Source organism: Longispora sp. NPDC051575, from assembly GCF_040681875.1.
Classification (GTDB): domain Bacteria; phylum Actinomycetota; class Actinomycetes; order Mycobacteriales; family Micromonosporaceae; genus Longispora.
Genome location: NZ_JBFAZP010000002.1, coordinates 1 through 15883, shown reverse-complemented (window position 1 = coordinate 15883; position 15883 = coordinate 1). Strand labels below are relative to the sequence as shown.

Genomic DNA, 15883 nt, shown 5'->3' with positions numbered 1-15883 from the left:
GAATGAACCGTGGGGGTTCGAAAGAATCAGCGTGACCTGACGGCGACGGAGCGGACGAACTTCGTCAACGCCGTCCTCCAACTCAAGAGCAACGGGGGGTACGACACCTTCGTGCGCCAACATATCGACCGGGCGTCCACCGACGGCCAGTCCGGGGCGCAACGCGTCGGCCACGACACGCCGTCGTTCCTGCCCTGGCACCGCAAATACCTGGTCGAGTTCGAGAACGCGTTGAAGGCCATCGACCCCTCGGTGAACCTGCCGTACTGGGACTGGACCACCGACGGCACCGGCTCCACCCTGTGGTCGAACGACTTCCTCGGCCCCAGCGGCGTGGCGGCGCAGAACTACCGGGTCGCGTCGGGCCCGTTCGCCCAGGGTTCGGGCAACTGGACGCTGAACGTGCGCAGCGACAGCTTCACCTTCCTGCGCCGGCGGTTCGCCAACGGGGTCACCCTGCCGACGGCGGCCAACATCACCACGGTGCTCGCCATCGGCACGTACGACACCTCCCCGTGGAACCGCAACGCGACGGGGAGCTTCCGCAACGCCCTGGAGGGTTTCCAGGGGCCGAACCTGCACAACCGGGTGCACAACTGGGTCGGCGGGACCATGGCCGGCTTCGGTTCGCCGAACGACCCGGTGTTCTGGCTGCACCACTGCAACGTCGACCGGCTCTGGGCCCAGTGGCAGGCGCGGTTCCCCGCCCAGTCGTACCTGCCCGGGACCCCGACGAACACCGTGGTGTCGATCGACGGCGGGATGGCCCCGTGGGCGTCCACGGTCACGCCCCGCAGTCAGCTGGACCACACCCAGTGGTACACCTATCAGTAGTCGGCACGGAGGGGGCGGTTCCGGCCGCCTCCTCCTCCGCCCGGGGGACGCGGTGAGCTTCGAGGAGACGCTCCGGGCGGCCATCGCGGCCAGCGGGCTGACCCTGCGCGACCTGCGCGACCAGCTCCGCCGGGACGGCCTGGCGGTGAGCCCGGCGACGCTGAGCCACTGGCAGTCCGGGCGCAGCCGACCGGAGCGGGCCCGGTCCCTGCTGGTGCTGCACCGGCTGGAGGGCATCCTCGGCTTCGCGGACGGCGGGCTGTCCTCGCTGCTGGGTTCGGTCCGGTCCCGGGGCCGGATCCCGGACCGCCCCGGCGGGCTGACCCCGGCGCAACTGTGGCCGAACGGCGCGGACGTGGCCGCGCTGACCGGGCGCCTCGCCCCGACCGGGCTGAGTCCGCTCAGCCACCACGACCGCCTGGCGATCGGCCCGGACCGGCGCGCGCGTTCACTGCGGACCTGGCAGGTGCTGCGGGCCGACGAGGACGGCGCGGACCGCACGACCGTGGTCGCGCACGTGGCCGACCCCGGCGCGCGACCTCCGGCCGTCCGGGCGCTGAACCGGTGCCGGACCGGCCGGTCGGCGCGCGACACCGGTGCGGGGCTGCTCGCGGTGGAGCTGGTCCTGGAGCGCCCGCTCGCGCGCGGCGAGACGGTCGCCATCGAGTACGAGGTCCGCTACCGGCCGCCGTACCCGCTGGACAGCCACTACGAGCGCAAGCTGCCGTGGCCCGTGCGGCACCACGTCGTCGAGGTGGACTTCCCGGCGACCCTGCCGCCGCCCCGGTGCGAGTACTACACCGCGCCCCATGTGGACGTCCGGCCCCGGGTGCACCGCGAGCTACTGCCCGACGGGGAGCACCGGGTGCACGCGGTGGCCGTGGACGTGGCGCCGGGCGTGTCTGGGATCCGCTGGACCTGGTGAGCCCCGGCCTCCGAGCCCCGGCCTCCGGTGCCCCGGACCTCCTAGCCCCGGCCCCCTGTGCCCCGGGCCTGCGGATCCCGGGCCTCAGGCCTCCCACGCCCACTGGATGCCGAACACCCCGGGCCGCACGTCCAACGCGACGGCGTGCACGCTGTGCGAGGCGTCGATCCGCAGGCCGCGCACCCGGTGCGGACTGCCCGTGGCGGAGTCGCTGACCTGCTGGTAGCAGTGCGCCGGCAGCGCGTCGGGGTGGAAGCGCACCTCCTGTACGTACTCGCGCACGGGCAGCCGGAACTTGCGCTCGAAGTACGTCGCCGGCGGGAACGGCGGGTGGAAATCCATCCGGTGCTCGGTGATGACCGACTCGCCCCGGCGCAACGGCCGTTCGAAGAGCAGCTCCGCGACGGTGTGCCCGGTGCCGGGGTCGTTCACCACCCGGCCGGGCCGGCAGCCCCGGACCGCGCTGACCGTGGGCGGCGGGGTCCCCGGGGTCTCCGCCTGGTGGATCAGCAGCAGCCGGGTGGCCCGGTCGCCGCCCGCGCGGAGCACCTGCCGGCTCCACAACGCGCGTTCCCGGCCGTCCGGGCCGACGGTCATCCGGTCGTGCTGGCGGAGCTGGGTCAGCACGGGGTCGGTGGTCCCGCCGAGCCGGGCGATCAGCGCCGACACCACGTCGGGCCGCTGCCACAGCAGCTCATGCGGGACCCGGGCGTCCGACGGCGGCCCCGGCGGGAGCAGGTCGCCGCCGAGCACCTCCGCGAGGTGCCGGAGCAGTTCCCGGGACCGGGCCCGGGTCGGGCGGCTGCGACCGCTCTGCCAGTAGCTCAGGGTGGCCGCGCTGACGTCGACGCCGCGCAGCCGCAGCCGTTGCCGGATCCGGGACAGGCTCAGCCCGCTGGCGCTGATCGCGGCCCGCAGCGCCCGCGCGAACCCGTCCGGTCCGGGGCGGTCGCCGTCCGGGTCACCAACCGGTTCAAATCCCGTGATATCGGCGGTTTCCCGGCGTATTCCCAGGTCCGTGGGCCGTGGCGTGTCCAGCGTCATCCCCGTGCTCCCCCCGCGGCAGTCACACAGGACGGTACCCCCCAAATCCGCCCTCTCCCAACGGTGATCCGGAGCCGTGCCGCGGAGCCGGAACACAGGATCCTCCGACGGGTACGCCGGACCCGCGCCCCGAGCCGTCGCGTACCGTTCGCCGTGGACGACAGTCGGGAGGATCGGGGTGGCTGTGCCATCGAACAGGGTGCTGGGCGGCCGCTACGAGGTGGGCGCGGTCATCGGCCAGGGCGGGATGGCCACGGTCAACGTGGGCCGCGACCTGCTGCTGCACCGCACGGTCGCCATCAAGACGATGCGCCCGGACCTCGCCGGGGACCCCGGGTTCCGCGCCCGGTTCCTGCGGGAGGCGCGCGCCGTCGCGGCCCTCAACCACCCGGGCATCGTCGCGCTGCACGACGCGGGCGACACCGGGCCCGACGGCCCGTACCTGGTGATGGAGTACATCGACGGGACCACCCTGGCGGGCTATCTCGCCGGGCACCGCCCGACGGTGCCGGAGGTCGTCTCGGTCGTCGCCGACGTGCTCGCCGCCCTGGAGCACAGCCACGAGCAGGGCATCGTGCACCGCGACATCAAACCGGGCAACGTGATGCTGACCCGGTCCGGCGGGGTCAAGGTGACCGACTTCGGGATCGCGCGCCCGCTGGCCGGTCCGGACGGGCTGACGGCCGCCTCGGTGGTGGTCGGCACGGCGGCGTACCTGTCGCCGGAGCAGGTCACGGGCGGCCCCGTCGACGGCCGCACCGACGTGTACGCCACGGGCTGCCTCCTCTACGTGCTGCTCACCGGGGCGACCCCGTTCGCGGACGGCTCCGAGCTGACCGTCGCCTACCGGCATGTGCACGAGCGGCCGGTGCCGCCGTCCGGGCACCGGGCCGACGTACCCGTCGAGGTGGACCGGGTCGTGTTGCGGGCGCTGGCGAAGGACCCGGCGGAGCGGTACCCGACGGCGGGGGCGATGCGGGCGGCGTTGCTGGCGGCCGGGGCGGCGGCGGGGCCGGCTCCCGCCACCGGGCCGCCCTCCGCCGCCGTGGCGGCACAACCGGCCCCGGCGACTGCTCCGGCCGGGCGGCCCCGGCACGCCCACGGCGACGACGCGGTCCGGTCCGACGGCTCCGACGACCGACCGGCTCTCCGTCCGACCGCCGTCTTCACCCATCCGACGACCGCCCCGGCCCACCGGACGGCCGTGTTCCACGCGGACAGCGGCGGCGCCGGCACCGGTGGCCGCGTCGGCGGCGCGGACGTCCCCGGCACCCCGGCCCCGGTTCCCCGCCGCCGCCCCGGGCGGAAGGTCCTGGTCGGCGCGCTCTGCCTGCTGCTCGTCGCCGCCGGCCTGGGCGCCTGGGCGTGGTGGCCGGCCTCCAGCGTCGCCGTGCCGAACGTGATCGGCGCCGACGCGTCCAACGCCGCCGACCAGTTGCGCCGGGCGGGACTGCGGGTCGGCACCGTCCACTACGGACCGTCGGCGGACGTGGAGAAGGGGGAGGTCTACGCGACCGACCCGCAACCCGGCTGGCTCCAGGACCCCGGTTCGACCGTGGACCTCTACATCTCCGACGGCCCCCCGCCGGAGCCGAGAGTCCCGGCCGGTCTGGGCGGTGGCACCCGGGAGCAGGCCGTCGCGGCCCTGGCCCCGCTGAACGTCAAGGTCACCGTCGAGTACGAGCCGTCCGTCCTGGACCGCGACGTGGTCATCACGACCCGTCCGGGCGCCGGTGTCCGGGTCGAGCCCGGCGACGAGGTGACCCTGGTCCTGTCCTGCGGCGACCCCGACGAGTGCGACTGACGGTCAGTCCCGCGACCACCGCACCCCGTGGAACCCGGGGTGCATGTCGAACAGCGCCAGGTGGGCCAGCGTGCCGCCGATCAGCCGCAGCTCGGCGAGATCCTTGTGCGGGGAGCGCCCGTCCAGCCGCCAGATCCGGTACGCCCGGGCGACGGCCGCCTCCGGGCCGCGCCGCAGGGTCAGCTCGTAGGACGGGCCGCCGGACGGGAACCACCGGCCGTAGTAGTGCTCGGACAGGCTGCCCGTGAGGTGGTACTCGAACGCGTAGGTCTCGCCCTTGCCCAGCGGCTCGAACACCAGCTCGACCGCCGCCAGCCCCTCCGCCGGGTCGGTGCGGGCCAGCCCGACGGCGCAGTCCCGGACGGCCCGGATCGTCGGCAGCGCCCTGCTCTGGGTGTGGTGCAGGACGATGTACCGGTGCACCCCCGTGTGCCGGGCCCGCACGACGACCCGCGCGGTGGCCGCGTACCGGTCGCCGCCGAGCAGCGTCACGTCGTCGTGCGCGGCGAGGACGTCGAGGTCCGGCTCGGTGGGAGCCCCCACGGCGGCCCGCAGCCGGTGCGCCGGCAACCGGGGCGTGCCCGGGACCGGGGCCTGTCGGCCGCCCGCCGCCGCCCCCGGTTCGCCGAGGAGCCGGCGCAGGGAGTCGGGCGGGACCTGGAGGATCTCCTCCAGCACGGCCACGGCGCGCAGGGCGTCGGCGTTACGGGGCCGGCTGGAGCCGCGCTGCCAGTTGCTGAGGGTCGACACGCTGACGGCGGCCCCGCGTTCGGCGAGCCGGTCGTGCAGCCGGTCGAGGCTGAGGCCCCGGGCCGTGATGGCCCACCGCAGCGCGGTGTGGAAGGGGCCGTCGTTCACAGGTGGACCGTACCAGCGTCCACCGGGCCGTTCGGGGCGATCCGGCCACTCTCCGCCGACCGGCCTGGACCCGTCCACCACACCCGAGGCACCGGCCCGGACAAGGCCACGACGCCCGGGGCACCGGCCCGGACAAGGCCACGACGCCGGGGCGGTCCTCGCGGGCCGCCCCGGTTCCGCGCTACCCGCCGAGGAAACCGTCCGACTGCCGGGCCCACAGCGCGGCATAGAGCCCACCCCGGTCCAACAGCTCCTGATGGGTACCCTCCTCGGCGACCCGGCCCGCGTCGAGCACCACGATCCGGTCCATCCGCGCGATCGTGGACAGCCGGTGCGCGATCGCGATCACGGTACGGCCCGCCATCACCTCGTCGAGGGTGTCGTGGATGGCCGCCTCGACCTCCGAGTCCAGCGCCGAGGTCGCCTCGTCGAGGATCAGGATCGGCGCCTCCTTGTGGATGGCGCGGGCGAGCGCCACCCGCTGCCGCTGCCCGCCGGACAGGGTCACCCCGCGCTCGCCGACGTGCGCGTCGTACCCGGTGCGACCGTCCTGGTCGGACAGCCGCAGCACGAACTCGTGCGCGGCGGCCTTCCGCGCCGCCGCCACGATGGCGGCGTCGTCACCGGACGCGGGCCCGATGTTGTCCCGGACGGATCGGTGCAGCAGCGCCGCGTCCTGGGTCACCATCGCGATCTGCCGGCGCAGGCTCCGCTGGGTGACCGCCGCGATGTCCTGGCCGTCGACCTCGACCCGCCCGGACTCCGGGTCGAAGAACCGGAGCACCAGGTTGACCAGGGTCGACTTGCCCGCCCCGGACCGCCCGACCAGGCCGACCCGTTCCCCGGCCGCGATGTCGAGGCTGAGCCGGTCGAGGCCGCCGCCGTCCTTGCCGTAGTGGTGGCTGACGTCCACGAGCCGGATCGCGCCGCCGCGCACGACGAGGGTGCCCGCGTCGGGCCGGTCCGGGACGGCGGGCGGTTGCGCGACGGTCCGCAGGGCGCGCCGCAGCGTGCCGAGCGAGCCGAACAGCGCGGAGACGCCGTCCAGCAGCCACTCGGCCATCGAGGTGATCCGGAACGTCAGGGCCAGCGCGGCCGCGATCAGGCCGATCGGCGCGGCCCCGACCTGCCACAGCGTGATGCCGTAGCCGATCAGTCCGACCATCAGCAGGCCGCTGAGCACGCTCATCCCGACGTTCATGGTCACCTCCAGCCGCTCGACCCGGAGCCGGGCCAGGCGGGCGGCGGCGAACACCGGGCGGTCCGCGTCCGCCGGGGTGTCCAGCAGCGCGAGGGTGTCGATGTTCGCGTAGGAGTCGACCAGCAGGCCGGTGAGCGCGGAGTCGGCGTCCTGCTGGAGTGCCGAGGCGCGGCGGTAGCGGGGCACGACGTGGCCCATCAGGCCCGCGTACAGCAGGATCCACAGGCCCAGCGGCAGCATCAGGCGCGGGTCGACGGAGCCCATCAGCCACACCGAACCCACGATGTACGTGCCCACGTAGGCCAGCGTGTGCACCACGACGTACGTCGTGGTCATCGCGGCGGACGCGCCCTCCCGGACCCAGGTGGCGATCCGGCCCGCGAGGTCGGTGCGGAACCAGCCGACCGACTGCCGGGACACGTGCCGGTGGGTCCGCCACAGCACCATGGTCAGCGCGTTGGGCCGGAACGCGACGTCGTCGAGGCACTCGTTGACGAAGTGCACCAGGGGCCGCAGGACCAGGACCAGGGCCGCGACGGCGAGCAGCTCGACCCCGTGGTCGTGCCACACCCGCGCGGGGTCGGTCGCGGTGAGGGTGTCGACCAGGCGGCCGGCGTAGCCGATCAGCCACACCTCGACGCAGGCGCCGAGGACGGTGAACAACAGGCTCAGCGCCAGAATCCCGCGCAGCGGCCGGAACTGGGCGACCAGGAACGGCAGCACCCGGCCCGGCGGGGTGCTCAGGTCATCGTGGCGGAAGGGGTCTACGGCATTCTCGAACAGACGAAACACGGACAGGCTCCAGGCAGGTGTGGGAACGGAGGCTTGCACTCGGGTACCTGCCGATGGCGGACATGGCTCGCTCCTGCCGTGAGATGCCGACGGTCTCGTCGAACGAGCTGGAGCCTAGCGGGCACGCGGTTGGACCGCACCACCATTTGGGCCTGCCGGGGTCGCGCCAACGACCCCGGCCGGAATTCGGTCGACGCCCGACCGGCGGTCCCGCACGATCGTCCCGTGACCGAACCCGGAGCGATCTACCAGCACCCGTTGGCGTACCTGTTGGGCCTGCACGGCAGCGCCCTGTTCCGGGCGTTCGCCGGCGAGTACGACCGCGAGTTCACCCTGGCGCGGCTCGCCGAGGTCCGCGCCCTGCTCGACGCCGCCGACGAACTGGGACCCGGCGGGTACGCGACCCCGGTCAGCGCCGCCGACGGCTACCGGATCTGGGCCCCGCACTACGACGGCCCCGGCAACGCGATGGTCGACCGCGAGGGCCCCCGGATCCGGGCGCTCCTCGACGGTATCCTCGGCGACGGCGGGCCCCGCGACGTCCTGGACGCGGCCTGCGGCACCGGCCGGCACGCGGCCCACCTCGTGGCCGGCGGGCACCGGGTGACCGGGGTGGACAGCACCGACGCCATGCTGGACGTGGCCCGCGCGAAGCTGCCCGGGGCCGAGTTCCTCCTCGGGGACCTGCACGCGCTGCCGCTGCCCGACGACCACGTGGACCTGGTCGTCTGCGGCTTGGCGCTGGCCCACGTACCCGACCTGGCGCCCGTGTTCGCCGAGTTCGTCCGGGTCCTGCGGCCGGGCGGGCACCTGGTCCTGTCCGACGCGCGCGGCTACGTGCCCGGCGGCCGGCACTACCCGGTCGTGTTCGAGCGGCCCGACGGCGAACCCGGCTACATCCCGTCCTGGATCCACCCGACCAGCCGGTACCTGGAGGTCGCCCTGGCCCTGGGCCTGCGGGTCCGGCACTGCGAGGAGCCCCTCGGGCCGCACCCCCGGGTCGACGCGACCGGCACCCCGCCCGGCGACACCGAGCCGATCGCCCGGCACGTCGCCGCCGACGGGGTGCCCGACATCTGGAGCCTGCACCCGTGGGCCCCCGACGCGACCAACGCGGCGTTCCGCGACAAGCCGCACTTCATCGTCTGGCACTTCGAACTCGACGCCTAGAACGTGGCCGGGGGCGCTACCCGGCCGCCACGGCCGCCGCCCGGCGCGCGTCGTACCGGGCGAACGTCGGCTGGAGCGCCCCCAGCGCCAGCACCACCAGGACGCAGGCCAGCCCGCCCCCGATGGCCGCCGCGGGCTCGCCGCCCCAGGTCGCCACCGCGCCCAGCAGCAGCCCACCCAGCTGCGGTCCGCCGGCCACCACGACGAGGAACACCCCCTGGAGCCGGCCGCGCAGGGCGTCGGGCGTCGCCACCTGGAGGATGGTGGTGCGGAAGACCGCGCTGACCGCGTCCGCCGCCCCGGCGAGCGCGAGGAACCCGGCCGCCGACCACAGCGCCCAGGTCGCCCGGCCGCCCGGCCCCGGCCCGGGGGACAGGGCCAGCACCAGCCCGAAGCCGACCACGGCCAGCCCCCAGCCGACGACCGACACCAGGTCCGCCAGCCCCTGCCGGCGGACCCGGTGCAGCGGCCCCGACAGCACCCCGGCCGCGATCGAGCCGGCGGCGATCGCGGCGGCCAGGACGCCCACGGTCGCGGCGCCGCCCCCGATCAGGGTCGCGCCCACCGCCGGGAACAGCACCTTCGGCATCGCCAGCACCATGGCCGCCAGGTCCACCTGGAAGGTCATCCGCACGTCCGGCTGGGTGCGCAGGAACCGCAGGCCCTCCAGTACGGACCGCAGCCCGGCGCGGGGCGCCCGGCCCAGCGGCGGCAGCGGGGGCAGGGAGAGCACCGCCGCGAACGCGACCAGCAGCAGCGCGGCCTCGACGGTGTACGCGCCGCCGTAGCCCCACGCGCCGACCAGCAGGCCGGCGAGCACCGGGCCGACGGTCAGGCTCACGTTCCACGCCAGGCTGTTGAGCGCGTTGGCGGCGGGCAGCAGGTCGAGGGGGAGCAGTCGGGGCAGGATCGAGCTGCGGGCGGGCGAGTTGACGGCGAAGAGGCCGTTCTGCACCGCGACCAGCGCGTACATCAGCCAGACATTGCCGACCTCCAGCCACGCCTGGGTCGCGAAGGCGCACGCGACCAGGAACAGTCCGCTGGAGGTGGTCATCAGCACCCGGCGCCGGTCGTGGGCGTCGACGAGCGAGCCGCCGTACAGCCCGAGGGCGATCAGCGGGACCAGGGCGAACAGCCCGACCAGGCCGACGCTGAACGTCGAACCGGTCAGGTCGTAGACCTGGAGGCCGACCGCGACCGTGGTCAGCGTCGTGCCCACGCCGGAGAACGCCGAGCCGAGCCACATCCGGCGGTACGGCGCGCTGACACGTAACGGGGTGAGGTCCGCGAACATCCTGCGCATCCGCCCCATACTGCCGCACCGGCCGGGGCGCGGGGCCCCTCACCAGCGGTGTCGGGGGTCACGTGGCCGGGTCGCGCCGGCTCCGGGCCGACCCGGTCGGGCGCGGTCGGGCGCGGGCGCGGGCCACGGCCGCGCGGGTGGTGCCCGCCGCGAGAGTGCGCAGTCCAGCGGGCGACCCGCGACTGGTCGGTGCCGGAGACTGGGAGGACCGGGGCCGGTGGGCCGGGTCCGGTCACCGCCGCCGCGCGACGTTCGGGAGGGCGCAGTGCCACACCTGCTGCCGGTACTGCTGACCGGGCTGTTCGTCGGGGGAGTGTCGTGCACGGCCGGGCAGGGCGGCCTGTTGGCGGGCCTGGTCCTGCGCCAACGCCAGGCGGCCGCCCCGCTCCCCGCGGGCCGTCCCTTCCGGACCCGGCTGGGTGACGACCTGGTGCCGGTCGGCGGATTCCTGCTCGGGAAACTGGCCTCGCACACCGTGCTCGGCGCGCTGCTCGGGGCGCTCGGCGGGGCCGTGCAACTGTCGGTGGGCACCCGGGCCGGTACCCAGCTCCTCGCCGGGCTCCTGATCGTGCTCTTCGGGCTCGCCCAGCTCGGGGTGCCCGGCTTCCGGCGGATCCGGGTCGAGCCGCCGGCCGCCTGGTCGCGGCTCGCACGCGGTCGGGCCCGGTCCACCACCGTGTTCGCGCCGGGGCTGCTCGGGGTGGCCAGCGTCCTGATCCCGTGCGGGGTGACCCTGTCGGTGGAGGCCCTGGCCCTGGCGTCGGGCACCTGGTGGGCGGGGGCCGCGACGATGGCGGTGTTCGTGGCCGGCACCGGCCCGCTGTTCGCGGTCCTCGGCTACGCCGCGCGCCGGGCCGCGACGGCCTGGCGGGGTCGGTTCGCGCTCGCGACCGGGGTGCTCGTCGTCGCGGTCGGGGCGGTCACGTTCAACGGCGGCCTGGAACTGGCCGGCTCGCCGGTCGCCGCGAGCGCGCTGGCCCGGGGCGCGGGGCTGTCGGACGGGTCGGCCAGCGCCGCGACCGTGACCACGGACGCGGCCGGCGCCCAGGAGGCGGTGCTGACGGTGCTGACCGGCGGGTACTCCCCGGCCGACCTCGCCGTGCGGCCCGGCGTGCCCACCACGCTGGTCGTCCGCGCGGTGCGCGCGACCGGGTGCGTGCGGGCGTTCGTCCTGGGCGACCGGGAGTACGCGCTCCCGGAGAACGGCGACACCCGGATCCGCCTCGGTGTCCTGCGGCCCGGCACGGTCCGGTTCCGGTGCGGGATGGGCATGTACACCGGGCGGCTCACCGTCGGGGAGCCGCCGTGACCACGGATCACTCGGGCCGGTTCGCCGTCCCGCCGCCGCCGATCCGGTACGGGGTGCTCACCCCGTCGTAGAGCAGGTGGCCGACGAGCCCCTGGGTCGCGTGCGGCAGGTTGTGGCAGTGGTCGGCCCAGACGCCGGGGTTGTCGGCCAGGAACACGATGTCGTAGCTCTCGCCGTCGGCCACGTTGAGCGAGTCGATCCACCAGGGGCTGCCCGTGGCCGGGTCCCCGTCCCGGCTCACCACCAGGGCGTGGTGCCCGTGCAGGTGCATCGGGTGCACCTCGCCGCTGTGGTTGGAGATCCGGAACCGGACCACGTCGCCCTCGGTCACGTGGAACATCGGCATGTCCGGGAACATCCGGCCGTTGATCGTCCACCACAGTCCCGGCCGGCCGTCGAGGAAGCCGGGCCGGCGGCCGATGTCGTAGGCGAACTCCCGGGTGACGCGGGCCGGGTCCAGGCCGGTCGGCGCCGGGGTGCCGTAGGACAGCAGGTCCAGCAGCCGGCGCGGCGCGGCCGTACCCGCCGGAGCGGTGCCGCCCGGCGGGGTGAGCAGCAGGGCCGTGTCCCCGCCGAGTTCGACCCGCGCCCCGCCGGCCGGCACGACGAGTTCGAGGTCCACCCGGCCGCCGGCCGTCACCAGCACGGCCTCGCCGGTGACCGGGGACGGTTCGTGCACCTCGGTGCCGTCCACGGCGACGACCCGGTACGGGCCGCCCACCGTCCACACGTTCATCGGACCGTTGTCCGTGTTGACCACCCGGACCCGGACGGTGCCGCCCGGGTCGGCGGGGACGGGCACGTCGCCGGAGCGGCCGTCGACGGTGCGGACGCCGTCGTAGCGGTGCACGAGCGCGAGGTGGTCGGCGGCGGCCGGTCCGGGGTCCGGGGCGGTGACCGGCCCGGCCGGGGCCCGGGGCGCGATCACCACCGCCCCGAACAGCCCGCGCCGCACCTGCTCGTGGGAGAACTGGTGCGCGTGGTACCAGTAGGTCCCGGCCCGGTCGGCGAAGAACCGGTACGTGTGGGACCGGCCGGGGGCCACCGCGTCCTGGGTGACCCCGGCGACCCCGTCGGCGGCGTTGGGCACGTCCACCCCGTGCCAGTGCAGGGTGGTGCCCTCCTCGACCGACTCGTTGACGAGCGCGACCTCGACGAGCTGGCCCTGGGTCGCGCGGATCACCGGCCCCGGCGAGGTGCCGTTGAGCGTGTACCCCCGCACCCACCGCCCCGAGGCCAGCGCGAACCGCTCCGCGCGCGCGGTCAGCGTGACCCGCACGTCGGCGGCCAGCCCCGGGTCGACGGTCAGGGTGTCCACGGACCGGGTCCCGTGGTGGTGGCCGCCGGTCCGGTCGGCGTGCCCCATGTCCATGACCGAGTAGCTGTCCGGCACCAGGCTGGCGTACCAGAACCAGGCCAGGGGGGCCAGCACGATCACGGTGGCGAGGCAGGCGAACAGCGGCCGGGCCCGGGGGCGGGGTGCCATGCGGTGGCCGCCGGTCAGCGTCCAGGGTCCGTGGCCACGGCGGCCGGTTCGCCCGTCGAGGTGTGGTGTCCGCCGACCCGGCGGGCCGCGAAGACCGCCGCCGAGAAGATGAGCAGCGCGTTCGCGCCGTGCAGGAGGCCCAGGAACGGCGCGCCGTGCCCGAACATGCCCAGCAGCACCTGCGCGGCGATCAGGAGCACGATCGTCGCCGCCCACCGGACGCCGCCCGGGATCCGGGCGAAGAAGGAGACCACCAGCAGCACGATCGCCACCAGCGGGATCACCATCTGGCCGTTGATGCCGTGCACGATGAACCCGGCGACCTCGGGGAACGGCGTGTCGTCGGACTCCATCGCCGCCTTGTCGAGCACCCCGCCGTCCTCGACCCACCTGCCGAGGCCGAAGACGCCGAACGCGATGGCCGCTGCCTGCACGAAGACCAGGGCCGCGATGGCGTACGCGGCGCCGCGATAGAAGGACCTCATGGCTTCTCCCTCGAGCGAGCCTGCCCCCGAACCCCGCGCCCGGAGTACTTTTCCAGATTATCGGAATTGACCGAAATATTGTCCGGATTACTGCTAGTTTGCTCGACGCGTACATCGGAAATTGGGTCTGATTCCGGGTGTTTTCTTCCCTGTGGCGCGCGGCAGCGGACCGCTGGGATGTGGCCCTCCACAGGGGACTGTCGGTAGGCTGGCCGCGGGAGGTCGCCACGATGAACCTGGTCCTCGTCCTCAGCTCCTCGGCCCTGGTGTCCGCCCTGGTCAGCGCGGCCGCCACCTTCTTCACCCAGGACCGGCTCGCCCGACGCAAGGCGCGGATCGACTACGAGAACCACGCCCACCTCCGGCTGTACGAGGCGATCGGCCCGCTCCGGTTCCAACTCCTGCTCGCCGCCCGCGACGCCGCCAGCCGGATCGCCGACCACCCCGGGCACGACTGGGAGATGGACCCGGCCGCGTACTACGGGCACAGCTTCCTCTACCGCCTGCTGCGACCCCTGACGATCACGCACCTGATCGAACGCCAGCTGGGCGTCGCCGACTTCTCCGTCGACCGGGCGGCGATCGACCTGATCCGGTTCGGCATCGAGCTGCCCCGCGCCCTGTCCGGCGGGGCGATCACCCTGGGCCACCCGGACGTGGACTGGTCCACCCAGCGCCTGCACCTGTTCCGGGGCACGATCGACGCCGCCGCCGACCGGCTGATCGTCGAGGAGGCCGGCGCGCGGGCCCGGCCGATGACGTACCCCGAGTTCACGGCGGCGGTCGGCGACCCCGGCGCGGACCCGGCGCTTCAGCCGATCGCGGCCCTGTTCTCCGGCTGCCGGCTGAGCCTGACCGAGAGTCCCCTGTGGTGGCTGCGCGTGGTGGCCTTCGGGTACGCCTGCCACGTCTTCGTCACGCGGCACGGGCCGGCGCTCGGCGTGCAGCCCCGGGAGTTCCCGGTCCGCCGGCTGCTGGAGGCGGCGCCGGACCCGGTGATCCAGGAACGGATCAACCGTTACCTGGAGGTTCTGCGCGAACGGTTCGGCTGAGGCGGGCCACCTCGGGCTGTGACCAGCCCCGCCGGTCGTTCAGCGGACCGTCCGCGCCCGACGCCCCCGGTGACCCGCGCCGCGACCCTTGCCTTGACGCCGGTGGCAGGGTCTAGCGTTGCGGTCACGGACGGGCGAGGGAGGCCACGATGCTGATCGGGGAACTGGCGGAGCACGCCGGGACCAGCGCGAGGACGCTGCGCTACTACGAGTCCCGGGGGCTCCTGCGCGCCGATCGCTCGTCCAACGGCTACCGCACGTACGACGCGGCCGAGGTCCGGGTGGTGCGCGAGATCCGGGCACTGCTCGCCGTCGGGTTCGCCCTCGACGACATCCGGCCGTTCGTCGCCTGCCTGCGGGCCGGCAACGCCTCCGGGGACGTCTGCCCGGACTCGGTCGCCGTGCTCCGCCGCAAACTCGCCGAGGTCGACGCCGCCGTGGCCCGGCTCGGCGAGGTGCGCGAGCAGTTGCGGACCCAGCTCACCCACGCGATCACCCACCGGGAGGAAACATGCACACCACAGCGACCGAGCTGCTGGTCACAGTGACCGACGAGACGTTCGCGGCCAGCGTGCTGGCCAGCGACCTGCCGGTGGTGGTGGACTTCTGGGCCGAGTGGTGCCCGCCCTGCCGGAAGATCTCGCACACCCTGGCCGAACTGGCCGTCGAGTTCGAGGGCCGGATGGTGTTCGCGGCGCTGAACTCCGACGAGAATCCGCGCACCACCCGCGACCACCGGGTCATGTCGCTGCCGACCCTGCTGGTCTTCCGGGGCGGCGTGGTCGTCGGGTCCATTGTGGGGGCCCGGCCGAAGGGGTACCTCCGCGACGCGCTCGGCGCCCACGCGGCCTGACCCGCCGCCACCCGGTCCGACCGGTGCCGGGTGGCGGCGGGTTGGCATGCTGTCGCGATGGTGATGAAGGTGCTGCCGGTGGACTCCGGCTGGGTGCGGGCCGTGCTGGCCCTGACGACGGAGCCCTGGGGGCGCGGTCCGGTCGGCGCGGCGTTCCGCGCGCACGGCTGGGCCCCGGCGGACACGGACCTGGACTGGGAGGGCGGTAGCGGCGCGCCGCACTTCTTCACGCCGGGCTCCGACGGGCCGCACCCCGACGACGACGAGGGGACCGGTTGGCGGTTCGAACTCTCCGCCGACGGGGACCGGCCCGTGGTCCGGCTGCCGTGCGCGCTGTTCTGGCCCGCGTTCGGCGACGAGCCCGACCCCGACGACGAGGACGACCTCGACGAGGAGTACTCCGCCGTGTGGGCGCGCCGCCCCCGGGCGACCCCGGCGGACTTCCGGGCCGAGTACGACCGGCTCGCCGCGCTGGTCGGCACCGAGCTCGGCGCCCCGGACGCGACGGCCACGGACGACATGGGCGGCAGGCGGGCGGTGTGGGCGCGCGGCCCGCTGGCCGTGGTCCTGGAACTGACCGACGACATCAACTCCTACTCGCACTACGACGTCGTGGCGGTGACCGTGGGGCCGGCGGAGCTGCTGGTCCCCGGGGCCTGACGGTGGCGGGGGGGGGGGGCCCGCCGCCCGGCCCGCCCCCCCCCCCGCGGCCCCCCGGCCCCCCCCGACCCACAAAAAGAACCCCCCCCCCGCCCCGCCCGCCCCCC

General features: G+C 74.9%; 15 protein-coding genes. 9 read left to right on the top strand and 6 right to left on the bottom strand.

The window, feature by feature from the left end; all coding sequences use genetic code 11:
* The first annotated feature begins 9 nt into the window (after positions 1-9).
* Positions 10-834, top strand: a complete 825-nt coding sequence (locus AB0M43_RS04050) for a tyrosinase family protein (RefSeq protein ID WP_363720981.1) — start codon at positions 10-12, stop codon at positions 832-834.
* A gap of 52 nt (positions 835-886) precedes the next feature.
* Complete coding sequence (locus tag AB0M43_RS04045) at positions 887-1759, top strand: helix-turn-helix transcriptional regulator (RefSeq protein WP_363720980.1); 873 nt, start codon at positions 887-889, stop codon at positions 1757-1759.
* 84 nt (positions 1760-1843) lie between these two features.
* Here the strand turns inward: AB0M43_RS04045 and AB0M43_RS04040 are convergent, their stop codons facing one another.
* Entirely contained in the window at positions 1844-2803 is a 960-nt protein-coding gene (locus AB0M43_RS04040) for a helix-turn-helix transcriptional regulator (RefSeq protein ID WP_363720979.1), read from the bottom strand.
* Positions 2804-2987: 184 nt separating this feature from the next.
* Between AB0M43_RS04040 and AB0M43_RS04035 the strand changes: the two genes are divergently transcribed.
* Positions 2988-4607: a protein kinase gene (locus AB0M43_RS04035; protein WP_363720978.1), complete on the top strand. Its 1620-nt coding sequence runs from the start codon at positions 2988-2990 to the stop codon at positions 4605-4607.
* A gap of 3 nt (positions 4608-4610) precedes the next feature.
* On the opposite strand, the gene AB0M43_RS04030 is transcribed toward AB0M43_RS04035, so the two are convergent.
* Both AB0M43_RS04030 and AB0M43_RS04025 read right to left on the bottom strand, forming a co-directional pair.
* Positions 4611-5465 (bottom strand): hypothetical protein, encoded by an 855-nt coding sequence (locus tag AB0M43_RS04030; protein ID WP_363720977.1) that lies wholly within the window; start codon positions 5463-5465, stop codon positions 4611-4613.
* Positions 5466-5646: 181 nt separating this feature from the next.
* Positions 5647-7458, bottom strand: a complete 1812-nt coding sequence (locus AB0M43_RS04025; RefSeq protein WP_363720976.1) for an ABC transporter ATP-binding protein — start codon at positions 7456-7458, stop codon at positions 5647-5649.
* A 225-nt stretch (positions 7459-7683) separates the two neighbouring features.
* On the opposite strand from AB0M43_RS04025, the gene AB0M43_RS04020 reads away from it, so the two are divergent.
* Complete coding sequence (locus AB0M43_RS04020; protein WP_363720975.1) at positions 7684-8628, top strand: class I SAM-dependent methyltransferase; 945 nt, start codon at positions 7684-7686, stop codon at positions 8626-8628.
* A 16-nt stretch (positions 8629-8644) separates the two neighbouring features.
* On the opposite strand, the gene AB0M43_RS04015 is transcribed toward AB0M43_RS04020, so the two are convergent.
* The gene (locus AB0M43_RS04015) at positions 8645-9931 is read right to left on the bottom strand and encodes an MFS transporter (RefSeq protein WP_363720974.1); all 1287 of its coding nucleotides are present in this window, start codon (positions 9929-9931) and stop codon (positions 8645-8647) included.
* A 265-nt stretch (positions 9932-10196) separates the two neighbouring features.
* Here AB0M43_RS04015 and AB0M43_RS04010 point away from each other — a divergent pair, with 265 nt between their 5' ends.
* Positions 10197-11240, top strand: coding sequence for a sulfite exporter TauE/SafE family protein (locus AB0M43_RS04010; protein WP_363720973.1), 1044 nt, complete (start codon positions 10197-10199; stop codon positions 11238-11240).
* A gap of 7 nt (positions 11241-11247) precedes the next feature.
* Here the strand turns inward: AB0M43_RS04010 and AB0M43_RS04005 are convergent, their stop codons facing one another.
* Complete coding sequence (locus AB0M43_RS04005; protein ID WP_363720972.1) at positions 11248-12726, bottom strand: multicopper oxidase family protein; 1479 nt, start codon at positions 12724-12726, stop codon at positions 11248-11250.
* A 14-nt stretch (positions 12727-12740) separates the two neighbouring features.
* On the bottom strand, positions 12741-13211 hold the full coding sequence (locus tag AB0M43_RS04000; RefSeq protein ID WP_363720971.1) for a hypothetical protein: 471 nt from the start codon (positions 13209-13211) through the stop codon (positions 12741-12743).
* A gap of 230 nt (positions 13212-13441) precedes the next feature.
* Here AB0M43_RS04000 and AB0M43_RS03995 point away from each other — a divergent pair, with 230 nt between their 5' ends.
* The 4 genes from AB0M43_RS03995 (at position 13442) to AB0M43_RS03980 (ending at position 15776) form a co-directional block, all read left to right on the top strand.
* Positions 13442-14263: a hypothetical protein gene (locus AB0M43_RS03995; RefSeq protein ID WP_363720970.1), complete on the top strand. Its 822-nt coding sequence runs from the start codon at positions 13442-13444 to the stop codon at positions 14261-14263.
* A 149-nt stretch (positions 14264-14412) separates the two neighbouring features.
* Positions 14413-14811, top strand: coding sequence for a MerR family transcriptional regulator (locus tag AB0M43_RS03990; RefSeq protein WP_363720969.1), 399 nt, complete (start codon positions 14413-14415; stop codon positions 14809-14811).
* Positions 14775-15116 (top strand): thioredoxin domain-containing protein, encoded by a 342-nt coding sequence (locus AB0M43_RS03985; protein ID WP_363720968.1) that lies wholly within the window; start codon positions 14775-14777, stop codon positions 15114-15116. Before AB0M43_RS03990 ends, AB0M43_RS03985 begins: the two co-directional genes overlap by 37 nt.
* Before the next feature lie 57 nt (positions 15117-15173).
* On the top strand, positions 15174-15776 hold the full coding sequence (locus tag AB0M43_RS03980) for a hypothetical protein (RefSeq protein ID WP_363720966.1): 603 nt from the start codon (positions 15174-15176) through the stop codon (positions 15774-15776).
* Positions 15777-15883: the final 107 nt, after the last annotated feature.

Coding starts and splice junctions, on each gene's coding strand:
- AB0M43_RS03985 (WP_363720968.1), top strand. CDS start 14,775: ATGCACACCACAGCGACCGAGCTGCTGGTCACAGTGACCGACGAGACG.
- AB0M43_RS03980 (WP_363720966.1), top strand. CDS start 15,174: ATGGTGATGAAGGTGCTGCCGGTGGACTCCGGCTGGGTGCGGGCCGTG.
- AB0M43_RS03995 (WP_363720970.1), top strand. CDS start 13,442: ATGAACCTGGTCCTCGTCCTCAGCTCCTCGGCCCTGGTGTCCGCCCTG.
- AB0M43_RS04000 (WP_363720971.1), bottom strand. CDS start 13,211: ATGAGGTCCTTCTATCGCGGCGCCGCGTACGCCATCGCGGCCCTGGTC.
- AB0M43_RS03990 (WP_363720969.1), top strand. CDS start 14,413: ATGCTGATCGGGGAACTGGCGGAGCACGCCGGGACCAGCGCGAGGACG.
- AB0M43_RS04005 (WP_363720972.1), bottom strand. CDS start 12,726: ATGGCACCCCGCCCCCGGGCCCGGCCGCTGTTCGCCTGCCTCGCCACC.
- AB0M43_RS04040 (WP_363720979.1), bottom strand. CDS start 2,803: ATGACGCTGGACACGCCACGGCCCACGGACCTGGGAATACGCCGGGAA.
- AB0M43_RS04015 (WP_363720974.1), bottom strand. CDS start 9,931: ATGCGCAGGATGTTCGCGGACCTCACCCCGTTACGTGTCAGCGCGCCG.